Source organism: Mesorhizobium zhangyense (assembly GCF_011045115.1).
GTDB lineage: Bacteria > Pseudomonadota > Alphaproteobacteria > Rhizobiales > Rhizobiaceae > Mesorhizobium_M > Mesorhizobium_M zhangyense.
Map to the genome: position 1 here is coordinate 358,979 of NZ_JAAKZG010000003.1, position 24,588 is coordinate 383,566.

General features: G+C 62.1%; 25 protein-coding genes. 13 read left to right on the forward strand and 12 right to left on the reverse strand.

Features of this window, described 5'->3' with window-relative positions:
• The first annotated feature begins 18 nt into the window (after positions 1–18).
• A complete protein-coding gene (locus tag G6N74_RS08510; protein ID WP_165116306.1) occupies positions 19–375 on the forward strand; it encodes a cupin domain-containing protein in 357 nt (118 codons plus the stop codon).
• Between the two features lie 61 nt (positions 376–436).
• Here the strand turns inward: G6N74_RS08510 and G6N74_RS08515 are convergent, their stop codons facing one another.
• Positions 437–673: a hypothetical protein gene (locus G6N74_RS08515; RefSeq protein ID WP_091913002.1), complete on the reverse strand. Its 237-nt coding sequence runs from the start codon at positions 671–673 to the stop codon at positions 437–439.
• Positions 674–896: 223 nt separating this feature from the next.
• Positions 897–1,106, reverse strand: coding sequence for a cold-shock protein (locus tag G6N74_RS08520; protein WP_091913004.1), 210 nt, complete (start codon positions 1,104–1,106; stop codon positions 897–899).
• 300 nt (positions 1,107–1,406) lie between these two features.
• On the opposite strand from G6N74_RS08520, the gene G6N74_RS08525 reads away from it, so the two are divergent.
• A complete protein-coding gene (locus G6N74_RS08525; protein ID WP_165116308.1) occupies positions 1,407–1,721 on the forward strand; it encodes a hypothetical protein in 315 nt (104 codons plus the stop codon).
• On the opposite strand, the gene G6N74_RS08530 is transcribed toward G6N74_RS08525, so the two are convergent.
• Positions 1,707–2,159: a hypothetical protein gene (locus G6N74_RS08530; RefSeq protein WP_165116310.1), complete on the reverse strand. Its 453-nt coding sequence runs from the start codon at positions 2,157–2,159 to the stop codon at positions 1,707–1,709. The two genes, G6N74_RS08525 and G6N74_RS08530, sit on opposite strands and share 15 nt — an antisense overlap.
• Before the next feature lie 37 nt (positions 2,160–2,196).
• Positions 2,197–2,613: an Lrp/AsnC family transcriptional regulator gene (locus tag G6N74_RS08535; protein WP_165116312.1), complete on the reverse strand. Its 417-nt coding sequence runs from the start codon at positions 2,611–2,613 to the stop codon at positions 2,197–2,199.
• A 216-nt stretch (positions 2,614–2,829) separates the two neighbouring features.
• Between G6N74_RS08535 and rocF the strand changes: the two genes are divergently transcribed.
• Positions 2,830–3,753, forward strand: a complete 924-nt coding sequence (rocF, locus tag G6N74_RS08540) for an arginase (RefSeq protein ID WP_165116805.1) — start codon at positions 2,830–2,832, stop codon at positions 3,751–3,753.
• Between the two features lie 17 nt (positions 3,754–3,770).
• Here rocF and G6N74_RS08545 read toward each other — a convergent pair whose 3' ends face one another.
• The gene (locus G6N74_RS08545) at positions 3,771–4,835 is read right to left on the reverse strand and encodes a Glu/Leu/Phe/Val family dehydrogenase (protein WP_165116314.1); all 1,065 of its coding nucleotides are present in this window, start codon (positions 4,833–4,835) and stop codon (positions 3,771–3,773) included.
• 127 nt (positions 4,836–4,962) lie between these two features.
• On the opposite strand from G6N74_RS08545, the gene G6N74_RS08550 reads away from it, so the two are divergent.
• The 5 genes from G6N74_RS08550 to lpdA all read left to right on the forward strand — a co-directional run bounded on the left by G6N74_RS08550 (position 4,963) and on the right by lpdA (position 10,494).
• The gene (locus G6N74_RS08550) at positions 4,963–5,427 is read left to right on the forward strand and encodes an Lrp/AsnC family transcriptional regulator (RefSeq protein ID WP_165116316.1); all 465 of its coding nucleotides are present in this window, start codon (positions 4,963–4,965) and stop codon (positions 5,425–5,427) included.
• 82 nt (positions 5,428–5,509) lie between these two features.
• Complete coding sequence (locus G6N74_RS08555; protein ID WP_165116318.1) at positions 5,510–6,742, forward strand: 3-methyl-2-oxobutanoate dehydrogenase (2-methylpropanoyl-transferring) subunit alpha; 1,233 nt, start codon at positions 5,510–5,512, stop codon at positions 6,740–6,742.
• 2 nt (positions 6,743–6,744) lie between these two features.
• A complete protein-coding gene (locus tag G6N74_RS08560; protein ID WP_165116320.1) occupies positions 6,745–7,758 on the forward strand; it encodes an alpha-ketoacid dehydrogenase subunit beta in 1,014 nt (337 codons plus the stop codon).
• A 2-nt stretch (positions 7,759–7,760) separates the two neighbouring features.
• Positions 7,761–9,092: a dihydrolipoamide acetyltransferase family protein gene (locus tag G6N74_RS08565; protein ID WP_165116322.1), complete on the forward strand. Its 1,332-nt coding sequence runs from the start codon at positions 7,761–7,763 to the stop codon at positions 9,090–9,092.
• Between the two features lie 4 nt (positions 9,093–9,096).
• On the forward strand, positions 9,097–10,494 hold the full coding sequence (lpdA, locus tag G6N74_RS08570; RefSeq protein ID WP_165116324.1) for a dihydrolipoyl dehydrogenase: 1,398 nt from the start codon (positions 9,097–9,099) through the stop codon (positions 10,492–10,494).
• Between the two features lie 45 nt (positions 10,495–10,539).
• Here the strand turns inward: lpdA and G6N74_RS08575 are convergent, their stop codons facing one another.
• The 7 genes from G6N74_RS08575 to modA all read right to left on the reverse strand — a co-directional run bounded on the left by G6N74_RS08575 (position 10,540) and on the right by modA (position 19,068).
• Positions 10,540–12,198: an OFA family MFS transporter gene (locus G6N74_RS08575; protein ID WP_165116326.1), complete on the reverse strand. Its 1,659-nt coding sequence runs from the start codon at positions 12,196–12,198 to the stop codon at positions 10,540–10,542.
• Between the two features lie 231 nt (positions 12,199–12,429).
• On the reverse strand, positions 12,430–14,451 hold the full coding sequence (locus G6N74_RS08580; protein WP_165116328.1) for a sensor histidine kinase: 2,022 nt from the start codon (positions 14,449–14,451) through the stop codon (positions 12,430–12,432).
• A complete protein-coding gene (locus G6N74_RS08585) occupies positions 14,444–15,835 on the reverse strand; it encodes a sigma-54-dependent transcriptional regulator (protein WP_376767690.1) in 1,392 nt (463 codons plus the stop codon). The genes G6N74_RS08580 and G6N74_RS08585 overlap by 8 nt, the downstream gene beginning before the upstream one ends.
• 168 nt (positions 15,836–16,003) lie before the next feature.
• A complete protein-coding gene (locus G6N74_RS08590; RefSeq protein WP_091913021.1) occupies positions 16,004–16,345 on the reverse strand; it encodes a winged helix-turn-helix domain-containing protein in 342 nt (113 codons plus the stop codon).
• 103 nt (positions 16,346–16,448) lie between these two features.
• A complete protein-coding gene (modC, locus tag G6N74_RS08595; RefSeq protein ID WP_165116330.1) occupies positions 16,449–17,552 on the reverse strand; it encodes a molybdenum ABC transporter ATP-binding protein in 1,104 nt (367 codons plus the stop codon).
• Entirely contained in the window at positions 17,549–18,250 is a 702-nt protein-coding gene (gene modB / locus G6N74_RS08600; RefSeq protein WP_165116332.1) for a molybdate ABC transporter permease subunit, read from the reverse strand. The genes modC and modB overlap by 4 nt, the downstream gene beginning before the upstream one ends.
• Positions 18,251–18,267: 17 nt before the next feature.
• Positions 18,268–19,068, reverse strand: coding sequence for a molybdate ABC transporter substrate-binding protein (gene modA / locus G6N74_RS08605; protein WP_165116334.1), 801 nt, complete (start codon positions 19,066–19,068; stop codon positions 18,268–18,270).
• Positions 19,069–19,581: 513 nt separating this feature from the next.
• Here modA and G6N74_RS08610 point away from each other — a divergent pair.
• The 5 genes from G6N74_RS08610 (at position 19,582) to G6N74_RS08630 (ending at position 24,583) form a co-directional block, all read left to right on the forward strand.
• On the forward strand, positions 19,582–20,820 hold the full coding sequence (locus tag G6N74_RS08610; RefSeq protein ID WP_165116336.1) for a branched-chain amino acid ABC transporter substrate-binding protein: 1,239 nt from the start codon (positions 19,582–19,584) through the stop codon (positions 20,818–20,820).
• A 105-nt stretch (positions 20,821–20,925) separates the two neighbouring features.
• On the forward strand, positions 20,926–21,867 hold the full coding sequence (locus G6N74_RS08615; RefSeq protein ID WP_165116338.1) for a branched-chain amino acid ABC transporter permease: 942 nt from the start codon (positions 20,926–20,928) through the stop codon (positions 21,865–21,867).
• A gap of 3 nt (positions 21,868–21,870) precedes the next feature.
• Positions 21,871–23,130 carry a branched-chain amino acid ABC transporter permease gene (locus G6N74_RS08620; RefSeq protein ID WP_165116340.1) on the forward strand — a complete coding sequence of 420 codons (1,260 nt, stop codon included), beginning with the start codon at positions 21,871–21,873 and terminating at the stop codon, positions 23,128–23,130.
• Positions 23,127–23,879, forward strand: coding sequence for an ABC transporter ATP-binding protein (locus G6N74_RS08625; protein WP_165116342.1), 753 nt, complete (start codon positions 23,127–23,129; stop codon positions 23,877–23,879). Before G6N74_RS08620 ends, G6N74_RS08625 begins: the two co-directional genes overlap by 4 nt.
• Positions 23,879–24,583, forward strand: coding sequence for an ABC transporter ATP-binding protein (locus G6N74_RS08630; RefSeq protein ID WP_091913044.1), 705 nt, complete (start codon positions 23,879–23,881; stop codon positions 24,581–24,583). The genes G6N74_RS08625 and G6N74_RS08630 overlap by 1 nt, the downstream gene beginning before the upstream one ends.
• The last annotated feature ends 5 nt before the right edge of the window (positions 24,584–24,588 follow it).

The window sequence follows — 24,588 nt, forward strand, 5'->3', positions numbered from 1 at the left end:
ATAACTTTGGATAACATAATGACCGACTTCCAGACCTTCGCCCACCTCGCCTCCATCGATCTCGGCGAACCCGCGCCCAAGCCGACCTCGCTCGAGGGCGATCAGGTCGAGGCCGCAAAGACGCTGTGGTCTTCGCCGGACGGAAAACTGGAAGTGGGTGTGTGGGAATGCACGCCGGGACGCTTCACAGCAGCGCGCGATACCAATTCGGAAACCTGCCACATCGTTTCCGGCCGTGTCTCGCTGCATGGCCCGGATGGCCGCAGCCAGGAAGTTAACGCCGGTGAAATGCTGGTTCTGCCGAAGGGCTGGCACGGCGAATGGACGATCCACGAAAAGACGCGGAAGCTCTACATCATTCATCAGGAAGCGTAATAGCCACCGGTTAGCCCAAGGCTTGCACAGCCCGGTAATTGCCGGAGGCAGTCGCCTGCTATCAGGCCTTGGAGCCGCCGGCCTTGCGCTTCGGCGCGACCGGGTTGGCGGCAGCGCGGGCCAGATCTTCAGCCTCCTTCTGCAAACGCAGTTCACGCAGCCTGGCGGTCTTGGCTTCGCGTTCGTTGCCGATCGCATCATGCTCGTCGACAATGCGATTGCGGGCAAGCGATTGGGTTTGCGCCTTGCTGAAGGCAAGCTCAGCCTGCTCGCGGGTCTTCTGGGAATTGTCGGCCATGGTTTGCCTCCTGGAGCAACCAAGCATCGCTTCGAAGCGGGATCGGCCTTCGAAGAATGCGAAAACAAAAATTACACAGCACTGAAACGTGTCACCCACCGCGCGGCTGTGATCGCGGCTGGCGCTGAAACAAAAAAGGCCAGGCAATTGCCTGACCCTTCCTTGTCATTCGTCCTGCCAACGGTGCCAGTACATCCGTGGTCACCGGCTGGACGAATGGTGTTTATGCAGCCTGAAGCTGGTCAGCCGACATCTTGCCGGACTTGTTGTCCCGCACCATCTCGTAGCTGATCTTCTGGCCTTCGACGATGTCACGCATACCAGCGCGCTCGACGGCGGAGATATGGACGAAAACGTCCTGGCCGCCATCGTCAGGCTGGATGAAACCGAAGCCTTTAGTCGAATTAAACCACTTTACTGTTCCGGTGCTCATAACGAACCCTTTCTACGGAAAATATTAGTCATTCACCGCACGACTGCGCGATGATTTTCACATCTCGATTTTGAAGGGAAGTTCGTCAGGAGCGCGCTAAGCGTGCGCAAAACCAAAATTCGATCTAACAAATATCGATAAAGACCTTCTAAACTTCTTCAACCGAATAGTCAAATTATTTATTTTTATTGAGGTTTTTCAGTAGAAATACCTCGTTGTCAATTTTACTTGTCAGGCAAAATTCCTGGTAGCATCGTCTTCGCACCTCGATCCCTATCGCCGGAAATTGAAAGACGCAGCATGACGGAAGCAGGCATCAGGCAGAGCGGCATCGCCTTTCGCGCGCGCCAAAACGGCAAGGCAACGATAATCGACGCCGATCAAATCGAAGTCGCACTTCCCAACGGCGTGACATTCCTGATCTCGGCTCCCGAGCGGCCGCAAGGCGGCATCACCCTGCACATCCCGGCCAATGGCCCGGACGATCCACAGTTCGGCGTCTTCTCGATCGAACCGGGCGCTGCCAACACCATCTTCGTCCGCGCCACGCTCTACGACCGCGACACGGACGACGGCCTGCGACCGGAAGACCTGAACGCTTCAAACGACGATTGAATCCGGCAGTGGACGCAGCGGTGCGTTCCAAACCTTCCAGGGCTGGCTTGAAGCTCCAGCCTCCTGATCGTCCCGAAACAAGACCAAGCCGGAAACGGGTGACGCGGCCTTCGAAAAGATAACCTCGCCATAGCCGGCAGCAGTGCCGGCTTCGTCCGGAAACAGGTCTTCCCGTGAGACGGCGATCGTCAGATCAAGGCCATCGGCAAGCATCTGGAACGCCCGCACCGGAATCGGCTCGATGAAATCGAGATCAACGGAAAGCTTCCAAAGGTCGGGCTGTGAAATGGAATGAACCAAAGCCAGGTTTCTCTTGCCGATCGAATTGTAAAAACCGTCCGCACCATCCGGTTGAGTTGAACTGAAGACATCCTTGTCGCTCAAGGCAAAAAAGCCGGAAAGCACCGAGGCGAGCCGGTCTTCTTCGACGTTTCCCATCACAACCATGCCTGAGCAAATTCGGTTCATGCTTTGACTACGCCGGCGCCAGCAGCAGGCTCGTTTCCGTCCGCGAAATGCCATCGATCATGCGCACGTCATAGAGAACCCTGTCGAAATCGAGCAGCGTCGCAACCTCGATCTCGGCAACAAGATCGAACGCGCCATTGGTGCTGTAGAGTGTCTTGATGCCGGGCATCGCCTTGAGGGACTGCACCACGCGGCGCGTATTCTTGCCTTCCACCTCGATCATCATCACCGCCGAAACCCGGTCGCCGGAAAGATCCGAGCGAACCCGAACGGTGAAGCCGGCGATCTCCTTGGTCTCGACCAACCGGTCGAGCCTGTTCTGTACCGTGCCGCGCGAAACGCCGAGCATGGTCGCCAGTTTTGAAAGCGGCGCACGCCCATCTATGCGCAAGGCGGAAATCAGGCGTCGATCAAGGTCGTCCATATTCGTCTCGATGATGGTTTGAACAAAGCATTTGGCGTTTTGCTCAAATGCCTATGCAAATATACACATGTCTAGCATATTCTTTGATATCGCCTGACCGTAATTTCACCAAACCGGGTCGTTGAGCCAGAATAACAAAAGCTTCCCCGGCTTGGGATTTCGATCATGCTTCATCAGCCAAAAGACCTTTCCATCGTGCAATCCGGCGCATTGCAGATGCTCGACAGATTGCCCCGGAATATCGCCCTGTTCGGCGCGCCCGTCCAGGAAGGCGCGGGAAAGCTTGGCTGCAAGATGGGCCCGGATGCGCTGCGCGTCGCCGACCTGCCCAAGGAACTGGCGAGCCTCGGCCACGCCGTGACGGATCATGGCGATCTCACGCCGGAACCGGCCACCGGCCTGACGATCCCCGGCGCCGCGCTCAACGCCGAAATCATAACCGGCTGGACGCGCACGCTCGACAAGGCCGCCTATGGCGCGCTCGCGGCGGGGCAGTTGCCGATTTTCCTCGGCGGCGACCACAGCCTGTCGATGGGCTCGGTGTCAGGTGCCGCCCGCTTCGCTGCGGAAGCAGGCCGGCCGCTTCATGTTTTGTGGCTCGATGCCCACTCCGATTTCAACACGCCGCTGACCTCTCCGTCCGGCAACATGCACGGCATGCCGGTTGCCTTTTTCTGCGGCCGTCCCGGCATGGACGGCATTCTTCCGAATGACCGGCCGCTGGTCAGGCCGCAGGATGTTTCGATCTACGGTGCGCGATCGATCGATCACGACGAACGAAGGGCGCTGCGCGAAGCCGGCGTCAATGTCTTCGACATGCGCGTCATCGACGAGCGCGGCACCGGCAGCATCATGCGCGACATTCTCGACCGGGTCGAAGCCGAAAACGCCATGTTGCATGTCAGCTTCGACGTCGATTTCCTCGATCCGGACCTCGCGCCCGGCGTCGGCACCGCCGTGCGCGGCGGCGTCACCTATCGCGAGGCCCATCTGGTCATGGAGATGCTGGCCGATCGTGGCGTGACGACCTCGCTCGACCTTGTCGAACTCAACCCCTTCCTCGACGACCGCGGCAAGAGCGCGCTGCTCGTGGTCGAGCTGATCGCCAGCTTGTTCGGCCGGCAGGTCTTCGAGCGTTAAACCGGCGGCGTCCGCGCTTACGCGACCCGCCTTGCCTGCGGCCGCGCCTCGGCAACGATCGCTCGCGCCATGGCGTCGGCTACGAAGTTCGGGCCTTCGCCACTCGCCTCTGCGGCATCGAGAACGGCAGCCAGCCGCTCGGGAATGCGGCGCACGCGCTCATCGACCGCAGCACTTGCCTCGCCCATCTTCTCGGCCACCACATTGATGATGCCACCGGCATTCACCAGATAGTCCGGCGCATAGAGAATGCCACGCGCAGCCAGCCGCCTGCCATCTTCCGGCACTGCAAGCTGGTTGTTGGCTGCGCCGCAGACCACCTTGGCCTTCAGGCTTTCGATGGAACGCTCGTTGAGCACAGCGCCAAGTGCGCAAGGCGCGACGACATCGACATCTGCTGAAAGCAGTTCGTCCGGCGCAACGACCACCGCCCCATAAAGATGCGCAGCCTTGGCTGCACGCTCCGCCGAGCCATCGGCCACGACGAGTTGCGCGCCGTCCTGATGCAGCAGGCGGCAAAGCTCCATCCCCACATTGCCGACGCCCTGAACGGCCACCGTCCTGCCGGCGAGCTTTCCACCCAACCGGCGCTCGACCGCATGGCGCAGCGAAAGAAACACGCCGAGCGCCGTCCACGGCGAAGGATCGCCGCCGGCATGGCTGCCATCCGACGGCAGGCCGGCGACATGGCGGGTGACGCTGCGCACCGCCTGCATGTCCGAGACATGCGTGCCGACATCCTCGGCCGTGATGTAGTTTCCGCTAAGGCTATCCACCGCCCTGCCGAATGCCTTGAAGAGAGCTTCCCGATCGAATTCGCCTTCTGGACGCATGATGACAGCCTTGCCGCCGCCGAACGGCAGACCGGCCAGCGCGTTCTTGTAAGTCATCCCTTCGGCCAGTCGAAGCGCGTCCGCTACCGCATCATCCTTCTGTGCATAGGACCAGAACCGGCAGCCGCCAGCGGCGGGCCCGAGTGCGGTCGAATGAATGACGATGATGGCGCGCAATCCGGTTGCCGGATCGTCGAAGAAGCTGACCTTTTCGGCCGGCGCGTTGCCTGTGGTGAAAGTCTCGGTCATTTGAATCTCCCAATTCCCATTAGGAGAATAGTAGCTGCGCAGTTAGGAAATTTTCTGCCTAATATATTGCTATTATCAAAAATCGTGACATTAATAATGCTCAACAAGCCTCGACATACGGTGATCTATGCCGAATGACCTCGACCCGCTCGACCGTCGCATCCTGCTGCTGATGCAGGAGGACGCCTCGCGTTCCACGGCCGAGATCGCCGACATGGTCGGCATGTCGCAGTCGCCGTGCTGGCGGCGTATCCAGCGGCTGAAGGACGAGGGCTATATCACCCGGCAGGTTGCCATCATCGACCGCCGCAAGGTCGGGCTGAATGCTCAGATCTTCGCGCTGGTGAAGCTGACCATGCACGGCCGGCAGAACCTCGAGGATTTCGCCAACGCCATCCGCTCCTATGACGAGGTACTGGAATGCCACGTGCTGATGGGCACGTTCGATTTCCTGATCCGCGTCGTCGCCGCCGACAATGACGCCTATCAGACTTTCTTCTTCGAAAAACTCAGCAGCCTGCCCGGCATCCAGGAAGTGAACTCCATCGTTTCGCTTTCCGAGATCAAGTCGACGACGGCGCTGCCGCTATGACGCAACCGAGCCACGGCATGTTCGCGAACTTGACCATGGCTACCGAATGTAATTGGCTTCGGATCGAAGCCGGGAGGAAAGCATGACCGAAGGCAGCCCGCTTAGCCTGCATGTGCCCGAGCCGGAAGTACGCCCCGGCGGCACGCCGGACTTCTCCAATGTGCCGATACCCAAGGCCGGCTCGGTGCCGCGCCCGGAGGTGGATGCCGATCCGAAATCGATCCGCGACCTTGCCTATTCGATCATCCGCGTGCTCAACCGCGAGGGTGAAGCCGTCGGGCCATGGGCCGGCACGCTGACCGACGAGGAACTTGCCGAAGGCCTGCGCCACATGATGACGCTGCGCGCCTTCGATACCCGCATGCAGATGGCGCAGCGGCAAGGCAAGACCTCCTTCTACATGCAGCATATGGGCGAGGAGGCGGTGAGCTGTGCCTTCCGCAAGGCGCTCAACCAGGGCGACATGAATTTCCCGACCTATCGCCAGGCCGGCCTGCTGATTGCCGGTGGCTATCCCATGGTCGACATGATGAACCAGATCTACTCCAACGAGCGCGACCCACTGAAGGGCCGGCAGCTGCCGGTCATGTATGCGTCGAAGGAGCATGGTTTCTTCTCGATCTCCGGCAATCTGACGACGCAGTACATTCAGGCAGTCGGCTGGGCGATGGCCTCGGCCATCAAGAATGACACCAAGATCGCTGCCGCATGGGTCGGCGACGGCGCCACCGCCGAAAGCGACTTCCACGCCGCCCTCGTCTTTGCCTCGACCTACAAGGCGCCGGTCGTGCTCAACATCGTCAACAACCAGTGGGCGATCTCGACCTTTCAGGGCATTGCCCGCGGCGGTTCCGGCACATTCGCCGCCCGCGGCCTCGGCTTCGGCATTCCAGCACTTCGCGTCGACGGCAACGACTATCTCGCCGTCCATGCAGTCGCCAAATGGGCGACCGAACGCGCCCGCCGCAACCTCGGCCCGACGCTGGTCGAATATGTCACCTACCGCGTCGGCGCGCATTCAACGTCCGACGATCCTTCCGCCTACCGGCCCAAGACCGAGTCCGACGCATGGCCGCTCGGCGACCCGGTGATAAGGCTGAAGAACCATCTCATCCTGCGCGGAGTATGGTCGGACGAGCGCCACAAGCAGGCCGAGGCCGAAATTCTCGACACTGTCATCACCGCGCAGAAGGAAGCCGAAAGCCACGGCACGCTCCATGCTGGCGGCAAGCCTTCAACGCGCGACATGTTCGAGGGCGTCTATGCCGAGATGCCGCCGCATCTCAGGCGCCAGCGCCAGCAGGCGGGGGTCTGATCATGCCCAGAATGACCATGATCGAGGCGATCCGCGGCGCCATGGATGTGTCGATGGACAAGGACGACGATGTCGTCGTCTTCGGCGAGGATGTCGGCTATTTCGGCGGCGTCTTCCGCTGCACGCAGGGCCTCCAGCAGAAATACGGCCGCACCCGCTGCTTCGACGCGCCGATCAGCGAACTCGGCATCGTCGGCGCGGCCATCGGCATGGCCGCCTACGGCCTGAAACCCTGTGTCGAAGTGCAGTTCGCCGACTATGTCTATCCGGCCTATGACCAGATCGTCTCCGAGGCGGCGCGCCTGCGCTATCGCTCCAACGGCGAGTTCACCTGTCCTATCGTCATCCGCATGCCCACCGGCGGCGGCATTTTCGGCGGCCAGACCCACAGCCAGAGCCCCGAGGCCCTTTTCACCCACGTCTCCGGCCTGAAAGTCGTGGTGCCGTCGAACCCGCACGACGCCAAGGGGCTGCTCATCGCTTCCATCGAAGACCCGGACCCGGTCATCTTCCTGGAACCGAAGCGCCTCTACAACGGCCCCTTCGACGGCCATCACGAGCGCCCGGTGACGCCATGGTCAAAACACCCGCTCGGCGAAGTGCCGGAAGGCCATTTCACCGTGCCGCTCGGCAAGGCTTCCATCCTACGCGAAGGCTCTGCGGTGACGATCCTCGCCTACGGCACCATGGTTTATGTCGCCGAAGCCGCAGCCGAGGAAACCGGCATCGATGCCGAGATCATCGACCTGCGCACACTCTTGCCACTCGATCTCGACACGATTGTCGCTTCGGTGAAGAAGACCGGCCGCTGCGTCGTCGTGCATGAGGCGACACTGACCTCCGGTTTCGGCGCGGAGCTGGCAGCCCTCGTCCAGCAGCATTGTTTCTACCATCTCGAAGCGCCTGTCGCCCGCGTCACCGGCTGGGATACGCCCTACCCGCATGCGCAGGAATGGGACTATTTCCCCGGCCCCGCCCGTCTCGGGCTGGCCCTTCGCGAAACCATGGAGGCGTGATCATGGGTGAACATGTCATCAAGCTTCCCGATGTCGGCGAAGGCGTGGCAGAGGCCGAGCTTGTCGAATGGCACGTCAAGATCGGCGACCTCGTGCGCGAGGACACGCTGCTCGCCGCCGTCATGACCGACAAGGCAACTGTCGAAATCCCCTCGCCCGTCGATGGCGAGATCATCTGGCTGGGTGCCGAAATCGGCGATGTCGTCGCGGTTGGATCACCGCTGATCCGGCTGAAGGTCGAAGGCGGTGCAGACAAGGCCGAAGATGCTGCGGACACCGCCGCCAAGCCTGAGGAAAAGCAACCCGAGCCCGTTTCGGTGGATGCATCAAAAGCTGAAAAGCCGGTGGAAAAGGCCGCGAGCGCGCCTGCAAAGCCGGCTGCTTCCGCCCCACCCGCCAAAGCTGCGGCTCCCTCCCCCGCTCGACCAATGACCTCCGGCGCCCCACGCGCCGAAGGCGAAAGAACTATCGCCTCACCCGCCGTACGGCTGCGCGCCAGGGAAGCCGGACTCGATCTGCGCCAGATATCCGGCACCGGCCCCGCCGGGCGCATCAGCCACGAGGATATCGACGCCTTCATCGCGCGCGGGCTGCAAGCCGCCCCTGTGGGAACAAAGGGACTTACGCAGAACACCGCCGTCGAGGACATCAAGATCGTCGGCCTGCGCAGAAAAATCGCGGAGAAGATGTCGGTCTCCAAATCGCGCATCCCGCATATCACCTATGTCGAGGAGATCGACGTTACCGCACTGGAAGATTTGCGCGCCGCTCTCAACAAGGCCAAGCGCCCCGACCAGCCCAAGCTGTCCCTGCTGCCCTTCCTGATGCGGGCGATGGTCAAGGCGATTGCCGACCAGCCCAACGTCAACGCCATCTTCGACGACGAGGCCGGCATCGTGCATCAATATGGCGGCGTCCATATCGGCATCGCCGCGCAGACGCCCGGCGGCCTGATGGTGCCGGTGGTGCGCCATGCCGAGGCGCGGGACATCTGGGATTGCGGCGCTGAGGTGAACCGCCTTGCCGACGCCGCCAAAACCGGCACGGCAACCCGCGAGGAGCTTTCCGGCTCCACCATCACCATCACCTCGCTCGGCGCCATGGGCGGCGTTGCCACCACGCCGGTCATCAACCACCCGGAAGTGGCCATCGTCGGTGTCAACAAGATCATGGTCCGCCCGATGTGGGACGGCACGCAGTTCCTGCCGCGCAAGATGATGAACCTTTCATCCAGCTTCGACCATCGCGTCGTCGATGGCTGGGACGCCGCCGTCTTCATCCAGCGCATCAAGACGCTGCTGGAGACGCCTGCCATGATCTTTATCGAAAGCTGAGCCGATGAAAGACATTTCCTGCAAGCTTCTGGTCATCGGCGCGGGTCCGGGCGGCTATGTCTGCGCCATCCGCGCCGGCCAGCTCGGCGTCGATACGGTCATCGTGGAAGCGGAAAAACCCGGCGGCACCTGCCTCAATGTCGGCTGCATCCCCTCCAAGGCGCTGATCCACGCCGCCGAGGAATTCGAGAAGGTCTCGCATATGGCGGGCGCCAAAAGCCCGCTCGGCATTTCGGTCGAAGCGCCAAAACTCGATCTCGCCAAGACCATCGCCTGGAAGAACGGCATCGTCGGCCGGCTGAATAGCGGCGTCACGGGCCTGTTGAAGAAGGCCAAGGTCAAGATCGTGCATGGCCGCGCGAAATTCCGCGACGGCAAGACGGTCGAGGTCGAGACCGAAACCGGCACGCAGATCATCCGCGCCGAGACGGTGGTGATCGCGACGGGTTCGGCCCCGGTCGAACTGCCGTTCCTGCCCTTCGGCGGCCCGGTCATTTCCTCCACCGACGCGCTCGCTCTGACCAAGCTGCCGGAAAGACTGGTCGTGGTCGGCGGCGGGTATATCGGGCTGGAGCTCGGCATTGCCTTCGCCAAGCTCGGCTCGAAGGTCACGGTGGTCGAGGCCGAAGCCCGCATCCTGCCGCAATATGATTCCGAGCTGACGCGCCCAGTTTCAAAACGCCTCGGCGAACTCGGCGTCACCGTGCTGACGGGCGCAAAGGCCAAGGGCCTTTCGTCAAAAGGCGATGCGCTCGTCATCGAGACTTCAGGCAGCGAGGAGCAGAAACTATCCGCCGACAAAATCCTCGTCACGGTCGGGCGCAAGCCGGTCATGGAAGGCTGGGGGCTGGAAGAAATCGACCTCGACCGCGCCGGCAAATTCCTGCGCATCGACGACCAGTGCCGCACCTCCATGCGAGGCGTCTATGCCATCGGCGACGTCACCGGCGAGCCGATGCTGGCGCATCGGGCCATGGCGCAGGGTGAAATGGTGGCCGAGATCGTCGCCGGCAACAAGCGCTCATGGGACAAGCGCTGCATTCCCGCCGTCTGCTTCACCGACCCCGAAATCGTCACCGCCGGCCTCTCGCCGGAGGAAGCGCGCGCGCAAGGCCGCGAGATCAAGATCGGCCAGTTCCCCTTCGCCGCCAACGGCCGCGCCATGACCATGCTCGGCGAGGAGGGCTTCGTCCGCGTCGTAGCCCGCGCCGACAATCATCTGGTGCTCGGCATCCAGGCAGTCGGGCACGGTGTATCCGAGCTATCGACTGCCTTCGGGCTGGCTATCGAAATGGGCGCGCGGCTGGAAGACATCGCCGGCACCATCCACGCCCACCCGACGCAGGGCGAAGGCTTTCAGGAAGCAGCGCTCAAGGCGCTCGGCCACGCACTGCATATTTGAAACGGGATGGCTCTGCGGCGATAGAACCGCAGAGCCTTTCTCAAACTACCCGAACAGCACCGCCGTCTTTTGCAGCGTGACCCACACGCCCCACAGGATCGGAATGCCGACCGCCAGCCAGGCCAATGCCGCCTTGGCGTCGAGGCCGCCCTTGCCGATACCGAAGGAGCCGGTCGGCCCCGCCTGCGCGGCGGCAGATTTCGCCTGCAACTTGGCCACCTCCGCTTCCGACATGAACCATTTGTCGGAAAGCGGCTTCACCAGCATGTTAGCGATCAGGCCGAGAACCAGCATGCCCGCCAGGATGTACATGGTGAAATTGTAGACCTGCTCGCGCGGGATGCCGGCGTTGATCTGGAACTCGCGGATATAGTTGACCACGACCGGGCCGATGATGCCCGCCGTCGCCCAGGCCGTCAGCAGGCGGCCATGGATCGCGCCGACGAACTGAGTTCCGAATATGTCGGCGAGATAGGCGGGAATGGTGGCGAAACCGCCGCCATACATGGACAGGATGATGCCGAACATCAGCACGAAGGCGACCTGGCTGCCCATATGCGCGGCGGTTGGCGCAAGCGCATAAAGCACGATGCCGATCAGGAAGAACGCATAATAGGTGTTCTTGCGGCCGATCTTGTCGGAGAGCGACGCCCAGAAGAACCGCCCGCCGATGTTGAACAGCGAAAGCAGACCCGCAAAGCCTGCCGCAATTGCCGCAATCGCCGTCTTCTGCGAGGGATCAAGCTGCGTGAAGCCCAGCTCCGGCTGGCCGAGCAGCCGGCCACCGAAGATTTCTTGCAGCATCGGCGAGGCCATGCCGAGCACGCCGATACCCGCCGAGACGTTGAGGCACAGCACCGCCCAGATCAGCCAGAACTGCTTGGTCTTGTGCGCATCGCGCAGATGAACGTGCCGCGTGGTGATCATGCCCGTCTGCGCTGCAGCCGGCGGCGTCCAGCCTTCCGGCCGCCAGCCCGCCGGCGGGATGCGATAGCCGAAAGCACCGCACATCATGAACACGAAGTAGATCGCGGCCATGACAAGGAAGGTCTGCCAGACACCAACGGAGGTGGAGGTCTTGAAGGTGTTCATCAGCATGTCGGCCAGCGGCGCGCCGATCATGGCGCCGCCGCCGAAGCCCATGATGGCCATGCCCGTCGCCATGCCGCGCCGGTCGGGGAACCATTTGATCAGCGTCGACACCGGCGAGATGTAACCCAGGCCGAGGCCGATACCGCCAATGACGCCGGCGCCGAGCCACATCACCCAAAGCTGGTGGGTCATGACGCCGAAGGCCGCGATCACCATGCCGCCGCACCAGCAGAGCGCCGAAACGACGCCCGCCTTGCGGGGGCCGGCCCGCTCCAGCCAGCCGCCCCAGATTGCCGCCGAGCAGCCGAGAAGCACGAAGAACAGCGTGTAGATCCAGCCGAGATCGGCGACGCGCCAGTCACAGCTTGTCGTGAACAGCGAAGAAACCAGCGTCAGGTCGGCGCAGGCCACAGGCTGATCGATGCCGATGGCGCGCGAAAGCGGCAGCCAGAACACGCTGAAGCCGTATGCCATGCCGATGCAAAGATGGATGGCGAGGGCCGCCGGCGGCACTAGCCACCGGTTGAAGCCGGGTTTTGCGACGATCCTCTCGCGATCGAGGATGCCGATCCCTCCCGGGCTGCCGGTAAATGTGTCTGTCGATGTGGACATGAAATCTCCTCCGTACCGCCAAATCCCCTTTGGCGGTCGTTCATTGCGTTTCTGCTTTGTTTTGGGTGCCGAGCGTTTTTACGGGCATGTGCACGGCCGACCTCCCCTTCGGTTGCGACAATAGTTAGGCAACACCCGTGCCAGTTGGCCGGGCGTTTGATTCCAAATACTTATCGATTGATCGGGAACTTCTATGGACAGCTTGTCCATGTTGTCAGGACAAAATGTCCGTCACTCGGCCTGGGGAAGCCAGATGCTGAACGTCGTCCCTTTTCCCGACGTGCTGACGACCGAAATCTTGCCGCCCTGTCGCGTGACCAGCGTCTGGCTGATCGGCAGGCCGAGCCCGGTTCCCTGCTGGCGCTTGGTGGTGAAGAACGGGTCGAACACCTTCTGCACCAGTTCAGGCGACATGCCGACGCCCGTATCCGCCACTTCGATTGTCAGCCCGGCCCTGCGATCGAAATCCTGGTCGAAACTGCGGATGGTCAGCTTTCCGCCGTCAGGCATGGCGTGGATCGCGTTGACGACGAGATTGACGATCACCTGCTGCAGCTCGGTGCGGTTCATCAGGACGAGACGCGTGGCGGCGTCATCCCTCACCACGGCGATATTCGCCTTGGCGAGCAGGTGCTGGACCAGCGGCAGGCAGTCGGAAATGACCGTCGCCGGCGCATGTCGCTCGACATAGCCGGCATATTCCTCGGGCTTGGCGAATTGCAGCAGCTTGGTCACGATCTGGCTGATGCGGTGCACCTGCTCGTCGATCAGCCGGAATTCGGTTCGCGCCGCTTCTGCCTTGTCGCCGACGATATTGCGGACCACTTCCAGATTGCCCTGGATGACGGCGATGGGGTTGTTGATCTCATGGGCGACGCCGGCGGTGATCTCGCCGATCGCCGCCAGCTTTTCCGACATGATCAGCTGCTTGGTCGTCGCTTCAAGCTGCTGGTTGGCGACGCGAAGCTCGCGCGTGCGCTCCTCGACGCGATTGTTCAATTCCTCGTTCCATTCGCGAAGCTCGCGCTCGCGCTGCTGTACCCGGTCGAGCAGATCGTCGAGATGCAGCGCGACATGCCCGATCTCGTCGTTTACGCCGGTTATGCCCGTTCGCGCGCCGAGGTCGCCGCCTTCCACCTCCGCAATCGTGTCGGTCATCCGCTCCAGCGGCTTGAAGATACCGCTGGCCCAGCGCAGGAAAATCGGCACGCTGGCCGCCGTTATCGCCAGAAAGGCCAGCACGATCGTGGCAAGTGTCTGGTATTTGGCGGCGGTGAACGGCTTTTCGAGGAAGCCAACATAGAGCATGCCGACGCGCTTGCCGAAGCTGTCGGTGATCGGCTCATAAGCGGAAATGTACCAGTCATTGACGACAAAGGCGCTGTCGAGCCAGGTTTGCCCGCGCCCCAGCACAGCCGAACGCACGGCGGCCGACACGCGCGTGCCGAGTGCCCGCTTGTTTTCGAACAGGCGGACATTGGTGCTGATGCGGACGTCGTCGAGAAACAGCGTGGCCGTGCCCTGACTGCCTTCGGGAAGGCTCGCCTCGCGATAGACGAGGTCGTTGATCGTATCGATGAAGACGAGGTTCTGGTTGAGCAGCGTGCCGCCGACAAGGGCTGCCGCACGACCGTCGCGCAACGCAACCGGGCTTGCCGAATGCACGACCATGCCCCGCGTCTCGGTGTTGCGCTCGGTGGGGACGGCGTTGGGCGTCGACACCAATTCCAGATTGGCCCGCTGGGCAAGCGCCGGCGAGATTGCCGCGAGATCCTCGTTCTGGAAGATATCGATCGCAGTGGAGTCCGCACCCGCCAGCGCCGCCTTCACGACCGGCCAATCCATTTTCAACGAAGCAGCGAGCGGCGGCGCGGAAGCGGAAACGTCGCTCGCGCCTTCGACAAGGAACAGAAAATCCAGCCCCAGCGCGGTTCGCTGCTCTTCGAGAAACTGCGACAGCGCCGTCCGGTCGTTCTCCCCGGCGATATCGCGAAACCGCGCAGAGGCACCCAGCGCATGAATTTGTTCGCCGGTATTTTCCAGGATGCGCGACAGATATTGATGGGCGATGGTCAGGTCGCCATTGACCTTGGAGATCAGCAGCGCATCGAACTTCGCGTTCCAACGAATGATGGTGACGCCAAGCAGCAGCGGCAAGATGACCAGCGTCGGCAGAAGTGCGATCGCCAAAAGCCGGAAGCGGACCGAACGCCCCGGCCGCAACCTTGCGAAGGCTCCTTCCGCCTCAGGCATTCCACAGCGCGCATTTGCGGTCGATGGTCTTGCGCGAGATGCCCAGCTTGCGCGCCGCCTCGTCGCGGTTGCCGCCGGTTTCCTCCAGCACGCCGAGGATATGACGCCGCTCGACCTCTTCCAGCGTCTCGTTCGATATTCCCGCATGGGCGCTTCGCTGGCCGCGGAAATCCTGCGGAAAGCTGCCAAGGATCAGCGAGCGCTCGATCAGGTTGCGCAACTCGCGCACGTTTCCCGGCCAATCGTAGCGCCCGAGTGCCGTTCGCACCGACGCATCGATCGGCACCGGCGGCATACCGAGTTGTTGCGAAAGCTTGCGCATGAACAGCGTCGCCAGATCCTGCACATCGTCGCCCCGGTCGCGCAGCGGCGGCAGATGCAGCTGCATCACATTGATGCGGTAGAACAGGTCGGGGCGGAAGCGGCCTTTCTCGACCTCTTTTTCAAGGTCGGCATTGGTCGCGAAGATGAAGCGCAGATCGACGGGCACCTCGCGCTCGGCGCCCACGGGGCGCACGCGGCGATCCTCGATCACGCGCAACAGCTTGCTTTGCGTGGCCAGCGGCATCTCGCCTATCTCATCGAGGAACAGCGTCCCGCCCTGCGCATGCATGAACAGGCCTTCGCGCGCCGTCTCCGCGCTGGTGAAGGCGCCCTTCAGGTGCCCGAACAGTTCGCTCTCGATCATATCCGGGGCAATGGCTGCGCAATTCACCGGCACGAAAGGCTTGTCGGCCCGGTCGGAGAGCGAATGCAGCGAGCGCGCCGCAACCTCCTTGCCGGTGCCGGACTGGCCGGTGAGCAGCACGGAGGTCGGCAGCGGCGCGACGCGGGCGATGGTGTCGCGCACCCGCGCGATTGCCGGCGACTCGCCGATCAGCTTGTCGCGCAGCAGCATGTGGTCGGAAGCCGAGCGCAGCTCATAGCGCAGCACGTTGTTTTCGCGCTGCAGCCGCACCCGGTCGAGGCAGCGCGCCACCGCATTGAGTATCTGGTTCGAGCGGAACGGCTTCAGCACGAAATCCACCGCGCCTGCCCGCAGCGCCTGGATAGCGGTTTCGAGATCGGCGAAGGCCGTCATCAGGATCGCATCGGCGAAGAAGCCGATAGCGCGTTGCTCGGCCAGCCAGTCGACGCCGTTCTTGCCCGGCATGATGTTGTCGAGGATGACGACATCGAAATGATGCGCGTCGAGCTTTTTCGACGCCTCGTCAGTGTTGGCCGCCTCTTCCAGGCGCTTGCAGCGGGGGCCGATGGTGCGGGCCAGAAAGTTGCGCATGCCCGGCTCGTCATCGACGATCAGGATCGACGCCTGCGCCAGCCACGGCCCGAACTCCGGGTCGCGCTTCACATCCGACAGTTTTCGCGTTGCCTCTACGCTCACCGTTCACCTCCCGCAGGCATCCGCTGGAACGCCTGACGGAATGAATAGCTGACGAAGAGAGGAAAACAAACCTCTGCCCGCGCCTGTGGGCAACATTGGCCCTAGGGGTGCGAAATCAATATGCTCGACGAGAATCGCGGATTGGAACCGGCGCGCGCCCGAGCGCGGTCAGCCGGCCTCGATTTCAGCTTGCAGGGCGACCATATGCTGCTGGGCGGCAGCGGTTGCGGCGCGCTCGATGGCGCGGAAGCGGCTCACCACTGCAAGCCCGACAGGTGTCAGTTGCGCACCGCCGCCGCGTTTTCCGCCGGTCTGCGCCGAGACGACCGGCTTGCCGAACAGCTTGTTCATCTCCTCGACCAGATCCCAGGCGTGCTTGTAGGACATCTTCATGCCGCGCGCGGCTGCCGAGATCGATCCGAAGGCGGCGATCTGTTCCAGCAGTTCGATCTTGCCGGGTCCGATACGGCCGTCGGGATCAAGGTTTATCCGCAGGCTGAGCGATGGCATGGTCTTCGTTCCTGATGCTCACGCGCGTCGCGCGCCGTCACTTGCAATGTTCTAGCCTGCCCGTATCGCTATGTCATTGCGAACATAGCCGATTCCCAGAATTTCACCCGGGCTTGACACCGGACATCGTATTCGCCCGATCGAAACTGACCGTTTTCACCACGGCAAAGACCGGCTTGCCAGGCTCAAGCGCCAGAGCGTGACACGACTGCCGGGTGATGCGCGCCAGAATGATCTGGCCGCTGCAATCGATCAGCACATCCGCCAGCGTGCCGTTGCCCGAGCTTATACTGGCGATCTTGCCCGACAGGATGTTCAACGCGCTGAGACCGCGAGGCCGCTCGGTCGCGATGATCACGTCTCGCGCCCTTATCCGAACCCGAACCGACGCGCCGACGGGCGTCCCGAGCCCCGAAACGCGAACCTCGCCCGCAGCCGAATGCAGCACCGACATGCCGAAGCTTTCATCATGGGCAGACACGGTCATATCGACCACAGAGCCGCCCTCGCCGATCTCTTCCTCCGACAGCAGGTCGAGACGCTGCATGATTTCCGCAGTAGGACCGTGCGCTGCCACCTTGCCGCCTGCCATGACGACGACATCGCTTGCCAGCCGTGCCACCTCGGCAATCGAGTGGGTAACATAGACGATCGGCGTTTTCGTCTCGTCGCGCAGCCGCTCGATATAGGGCATGATCTCGGCCTTGCGCGCGTCGTCGAGGGCGGCCAGCGGCTCGTCCATCAAAAGCAGCCTGGGGCTTGCCAGCAGCGCCCGTCCGATTGCAACGCGCTGCTTCTCGCCGCCCGAAAGATGGCTCGGTCGCCGGTCGAGCAGATGCCCGATGCCGAGCAATTCCACCACGCGGCCCATATCATCATGCCGCTCGCCCTTTGGCGTGAACCAGCGGCCATAGGACAAATTGCTGCGTACATTGAGATGCGGAAAAAGCCGCGGCTCCTGAAAGACATAGCCGATGCGCCGCTTGTGCTTGGGCACGAACACGCCCGCCTGCGTATCGACGAAAACCCTCCCCTCGGCCGCAATGCGCCCCTGGTCGGGACGCAAAAGCCCGCCGATCAGGTTCACGAGAGAGGTCTTGCCGGAGCCCGACGGTCCGAACAGCGCCGTCAATCGCCCGGCACTTTCGAAGCGCGCTTCCAGCGAGAAATCGCCAAGGCGATTCTTGATGTCGACCGCGACCGTCATTCGAGGTCCATCCTGCGGCCAAGCCGGCGCGACAACGCTTCGGAAGCGATCAGCGCGGCCATGGAGATAACGATGGAAACCAGCGTCAGGCGCAGCGCGCCGGCATCGCCGCCAGGAACCTGTGTGAAGGTGTAGATTGCGGAAGGCAGCGTTTGCGTCTCGCCGGGAATGTTGGAGACAAAGGTAATCGTCGCGCCGAACTCGCCCATTGCCTTGGCGAAGGAGAGGATCATGCCGGCGATAACCCCCGGCAGCGTCAACGGCAGCGTGATCGTCAGGAAAACCCAGATTGGATTTGCGCCCAGCGTACCCGCCGCCGCCTCGAGCCTGCGATCGACCGCCTCGATCGAAAGACGAATGGCACGCACCATCAGCGGAAAGCCCATGATGGCGCAGGCAAGTGCCGCACCTGTCCAGCGGAAGGAAAAGACGATGCCGAAATGCTCGGCCAGAAAGGCGCCAGCCGGGCCGCGGCGCCCGAAGGTCAAAAGCAGCAAATAGCCCGTGACCACCGGCGGCAGGATCAACGGCAGATGGACGATGCCGTTGACGATCGACTTGCCCCAGAATTTACCGCGCGCCAGAAGCAGCGCGATCAGGAGCCCGGGTGGCAGGCTCGCCACCATGGCCCAGGTGGCGACCTTGATGGACAGCCGGACCGCATTCCATTCTTCGGGACTGAGGTCCAGCCATTCCATGCTTTACGAAGAGCCCTTTAGTTCGATGCGACCGGTGCGAGGAAGGTAAAACCCTGCGCTTCGAACAGCTCCTTGGCCTTGGCCGACTGGAGATATTTCACGAAGCCCTCGGCGTCCGCATTCTTCGATTCCGCTATCAGCCCAACGGGATAGACGATCGGCGCGTGCGAGTCTTCCGGGAATGTTCCGACGACCTTCACGTCAGGCTCGGCAACGGCATCCGTTGCGTAGACGATGCCGAGTGCGGCCTCGCCGGTCGAGACCAGCTTGAGCGCTGCGCGCACATTTTCCGCCTGCGCGACCTTGCCTTCGACCGAGGCCCAGACGTCAAGCTTTTCAAGTGCGGCCTTGCCGTATTTGCCGGCAGGAACGGCCTTCACATCGCCCATGGCGAGCTTGCTATCGCCGAGGAGTGCGGCGAGATCGAAGTTCGGAGCGATGGTTGCCTCGGCAGTGGAATCTTTAGGCGCGACCAGCACGATGCGGTTGCCGAGCAGTTTCAGCTCGGTGTCGGGCTTGGTCAGTTTCTTGTCGGAGAGATATTTCATCCAGTCGAGGTCGGCTGAGATGAACACATCAGCCGGCGCGCCTTCCTCGATCTGCTTGGCCAGCGCCGAGCTCGATGCATAAGAAATGGTCGCCTGCTTGCCGGCATCAGCCTGCCAGGCGGTGTTGATGTTGTCGAGCGCGTTCTTGAGGCTCGCCGCGGCGAAAACCGTAACGTTGTCTGCAGCCTGCGCAGCGGGCGCCGCCGCGAAGAACATGGCGGCAAGGCCGCTGACGGCAAGCGCCAGTCCAAAACGTCTGCGTGTGAACATGATCTCTACTCCCGGTTCGGATTTGAATTCTATCATATCGCGGATGGCCGAACGGTCACCCAATCGATATATCCACGCGGATATAACAATGAATCGATAGCGAAAGTAAACCGCCCTCACGAGCTATTACCGGCTGTAAGAGAGATTATTTCGCCGGCGAGATCGTTGTTCCAGAAGGGAATAACGACCCCGGCAGATCAGTTGCCCGATGCACATAGAGAAACACCTCGACAATCGCCGTTGGTTCGTAGCGCGGGGGCGCTCATAGAGCGCCGTGCGCCGGAAGAAAATGAGCAACCCCAAATCGCGATCCGGGTACCAGGTCAAATCCGGTCGTTTCGACAAAACGGCCCCGTTACATCTAAAAGATAGTCTATTGACATATAGCCTTCCTCTGCATAGCTTGCCGCCGAGCTAAGACCGGTCGGCAAAGTTGAGGACACGCTGATGGTAGTTGCCGGCTGAAACAGCGGCGCAGCCGGCCTGGCTTGTTTGACCCAGTGGAGGAACCCCATGAAATCCTTGCGCCTCGCGATCTCCGCGGCGGTATCAACCCTTGCCCTAGGCATCGGTACAGTTGCCGCAGAGCCCGTGAAAATAGCCTTTCTGACGCCGAAGACCGGGCCGCTGGCCTTTATCGGCGCCATGTACGATCCCACGATCAATTTCGTGCAGCAGCCCTTCAATGAAGCTGCCGGCGAGACCGGAAACAAGATCGACATCACCGTTTACGACGATTCCGGAACCACGCAAGGTGCGGCGGACCGGTTCAAGCAGGCTATTGCAGACGGCGCGCGCGTTTTCGTCGGCGCCGGCACCTCGCCGCTTGCGGCGCAGAACCTTGCCGACATCCAGCGCTGGAACCAGCGCAACGCCGAAGACCCGGCAATGCTTCTGATCGTTGGCGCCGAAGGCTCCAACTTCATCGGAGCCGATTGCAGCTTCTACTCCTTCCATTTCACGACCACGCCCTTCATCCGCCAGAACGCGCTGGCGAAAGTCATGAAGGAGGATGGCTCGCTGGGCGAAAAGGTCTACTCGCTCCAGCCCGACTATACGATGGGCCGCGAGATGGAAGCAGCCACCACCCACAATGCCGAGACCTACGGCTACAAGGTGGCCGGCACCACGCGACACGACGTCTTCAAGATCAAGGACTTCTCGCCCTTCATCGAGAAGGCCCGCTCCGAGGCTCCCAACACCATCTTCACCGCCAGCAGCGGCAGCGATCTCCAGCTTATTCTCCAGGCGGCATCGTCGTCGGGCCTGAAGGCGCGTTTTGCCGGCATGTTCCTCGACGAGCCGGGCAATCTTGCAGCCGCTGGTGAAGCCGCCCTTCACAATTACGACGCCCAGATATTCAACGCCGAAGCAGGCGGAGAGGCTGGTGAAAAATACCGCGCAGCCTTCAATGCCGCAGCCGGCCGTGACCCCGTTGCCTTCATGAACAACAGCGTTCTGACGCTGAACATGCTGGGCGCAGCCGTCGCAGCACTGCCCAAGGCTGACAAGGTCGCTGTCAACGATCTGGTCAAGTCGCTCGAGACCGTAAAGGTCGACTGGCCGCTCGGCACGCTCTCGATGCGCGCAGACGACCATCAGGTCCAGCTACCACTGGTCATCTCCATGGTGTCCAAGGATGCCAAGGACAAGATCGACGGGACGGATATGGGCTTCAAGCCGGTCAAGGTGCTGAGCGCCGAGGAAACCTCGGTTCCCGTCAGCGCCGAGTGCAAGATGAAGCGGCCCTGATCCATCGCAAGAACCTGCGGATGGGAGCTCTCGTTCCCGTCCGCTTTGCGCTATAGGCACCCGTACGGGGCCTGAGCCCCTCTTATTTCACCCCGGACCATATCCATGGAAACGCTCCTTGTAGCCCTGCTGAACGGGCTGATCTACGGGCTCCTGCTCTTCATGATCAGCTCGGGCCTGACGCTCATCTTCGGCATGATGGGCATTCTGAACTTCGCCCATGCCTCTTTCTACATGCTCGGCGCCTATCTGGCGTTCACGGCCATCCATATGTTCGGCTTCTGGGGCGGCGTAGTCTTCGGCACGCTCGGCGTGGCGCTGATCGGCTTCGTTTGTGAACGTTACCTGCTTCGTCATGTCAGGCGCTTCGGCCATGTCCAGGAACTGTTGCTCACGTTCGGCCTGTTCTTCGCTTTCGAGGAAGTCGTCAAGCTGTTCTACGGACCTTATGCAGTGGCCTATTCCGTACCCGAGTCATTGCGTTTCACCGCCTTCCACATCGGCGAGGTGTCTTATCCGTTCTTCCGCGTCCTGATCGGCCTGACGGCCATCGTCATGTTCGCCGCCATTTTCTGCCTGCTCCGCTTCACCCGGATCGGGCTGGTGGTGCGTGCAGCCGTGCTCAATCCGACGATGGTGCAGGCGCTGGGCTACAACGTATCCGTCATCTTCTCGGCCATGTTCGCTGTTGGCGCCGGACTAGCAGGCCTCGCCGGCGCCATGGGCGGTGCCTACTACACGACAAATCCAAACATGGCGACGGAGCTGGGCGTGATCGTCTTTGTCGTCGTCGTTGTCGGTGGGTTGGGCTCGCTCGGCGGCGCGCTGATCGCCTCCCTGCTCATCGGAGTACTCGTCAGCGCCATCGTCTATGTCGACGTCACTTTCGGGCAAATTCTGTCCGCAGTGGGTCTCGTCTCCGACGAGGTCGCGCGATCGACGCTCGATGTGCCGCTGTCCAGCGCCGCGGGCGTGCTGCCGTTCCTGCTCATGCTTCTTGTGCTGATGTTCCGTCCCCAGGGTATCGCCGGCGACGAAAGGGCCTGATCGATGAAAACCGTTCTTTACATCGGCGCCGCCATTGCCGCTGCAGCCCTGCTGGCGCTGCCTATCTTCGGCGATCTCGGCACCATGAACCTGGTGATCAAGATCATGATCGCTGCGATTTTCGCGCTCGGCTTCAACCTGCTATGGGGCCAGGCCGGCCTGCCGTCCTTCGGCCATGCCGCCTATTACGGCATCGGCACTTTTGCGACGATCTACATGATGAACGCCATCGACCGTGGCGGCTGGTTTCCCACGCCGCTGCTGCCACTGGTTGGCGCCGGCGCCGGCTTCGCCTTCGGACTGGTCGCGGGCTGGTTCGCCACGATCCGCTCGGGCGTCTATTTCGCGATGATCACGGTGGCGCTCGCCGAACTCGTCTCGGCCATCGCGCTGAAGTGGGAAGGATTGTTCGGCGGCGAGGCCGGCATTCGTTCGATCCGCACCGACTGGGGACCATTCAGCTTCCAGTCCACGACCTCCGTCTACTGGCTGACGCTTATCTGGATGCTTCTGGTCATGGCCTTCCTGTTCGGCCTGCAGCGCAGCCCCTTCGGGCTGGTGGTGCGCGGCATCCGCGAGCGCGAGTTGCGCGTGCGGTTTCTAGGCTACGATACCCATCGCGTGAAAACGCTCGTCTTTGCGATTTCCGCAGCCGTTTCCGGGCTTGCCGGCGGCCTTCTGGCAATCTCCGACGAATCCGCCTCGATGGTACTGTTCCAGGGTTCCGGATCGGCATTCGTGGTGCTCAACACCGTGATCGGCGGTGCTGGCGTATTTCTCGGTCCGGTCATTGGTGCTGCACTCACAACCAGCTTCGCCTATTTCGGCGCAAACCTTTCCCATTTTTGGATGCTCTATCTCGGCATCGCCTTCGTGGTGACCGTCATGTACGCGCCACAGGGAATCGGCGGCGCGATCGCACAGCGCGCGCGCGCGGTGAAGGCTGGCGAGAAGGCAGCTTTCGGCACAGGCGACCTGATAGGAATCGTTGCTTTCGCCCTCACCTTCCTCGGCCTGATATTCCTGATCGAGATCACGGGAACGATCTGCTCGGAGCAGTATCGCGCCAGCATCGCGTCTGCGAAGGGCGTATGGCCGCCGGTCAGGCTGCTTGGTTACGATTTCAATCCGCTTTCGCCGCTGCCCTGGCTCATAGGCCTCCTGTCTCTCGGCGCAGGCATCGCGATCGTTGTTGCCCAACCGCATCTTAGACGCCCGCGGCTTCTCGATCTCGTCACTACAAAAGCCGAGGCAGGAAAATGAGCGCGACCACTCTCAGCCTTTCGTCCGTCCAGAAAAGCTTCGCCATGGTCCGCGTGCTTGAGGCGATCGACCTCGACATCGCCAAGGGCGAGCGGCATGCGCTGATCGGTCCGAACGGCGCGGGCAAATCGACCCTGTTCAACCTGATCTCGGGAGCTTTCGCACCAACCTCCGGCAGCATCCAGCTGAATGGCGCCTCTGTTGCCGGGCTGGTTCCGCACAAGCTCAACCGTGCGGGCCTTGGCCGCTCCTTCCAGATCACGCATGTGTTCGACAAGCTGACCGTACGCGAGAACATACGGCTCGCGGTCATGGGCCGCTTCGGCAAGCGCTGGAGCTTCCTGCGCCGCGGAGCTGTATGGGACGAGATCGATCGCGAGACGGACGCGCTGATCGCCGGCGCCAATCTGTCGCCGCAGTCGGAAACCAACGCCGGCGACCTGGCATATTCCGAGCAGCGGGCCGTAGAAATCTGCATGACCGTCGGCACCGGTGCCGAGGTGATCCTGCTCGACGAGCCGACCGCCGGCATGTCCCGCGAGGAGACCGCGCACATCATCACCTTCATCCGCAGGATTACCGAAGGCCGCACGCTGGTGATGGTCGAGCATGACATGGATGTCGTCTTCAACCTGGCCGACCGGGTTTCTGTTCTGGTCAACGGCCGCATCCTGGTCACGGGCACGCCTTCCGAAATCCGCTCCGACGCTCGCGTGCGTGAAGCCTATCTCGGTGACGGAGAGCACTGATGCTGAATGTTACGGATCTGCACGCCGCCTACGGCAACATCAAGGTTCTGAACGGGGTGACGCTCTCCGTTCCCGGCGGTTCGATCGCCACGATCCTCGGTCGCAACGGCTCGGGACGCTCTTCCACCTGCAAGGCTGTGATGGGCTTGCTGCCGCCGATGAGAGGACAGGTAACCCTGAAGGGCAAGGAACTCGCAGGCCTGCCGGCGCACGAGATTTCGCGCGCCGGCATCGGCTATGTCCCGGAAGACCGGCAGGTGTTCAAGAACCTCAGCGTCGAGGAAAATTTCAAGATCGGCATTCAGCCGGCAAAGGCTGGCCGCGCCGCCTGGACCGTGGACGAACTGCTCGACGTTTTTCCGCGCCTGCGCGAGCGGCGCCATATCAAGGCTGGCTTCCTTTCCGGCGGCGAGCAGCAGATGCTCACCTTGTTCCGCACCTTGCTGACCAATCCCGACGTGATGCTCATCGACGAGCCGACGGAAGGTCTTGCTCCGAAAGTGGTGGAAGCGCTCGCCGAAGTCATTCTCGAAATGAAGCGGCGCGGACTGGCCCTGCTGCTGCTTGAGCAGAAACTGGCAATGGTCATGCGCCTGACCGACCGTGTCTTTGTGATGGGGCGCGGCGAGATCGTGTTTTCCGGCAGCGTTGCCGACTTCCAGGCCGACGACGCGGTGCGCCGGACATGGCTGGAAGTCAGCTGAACGGC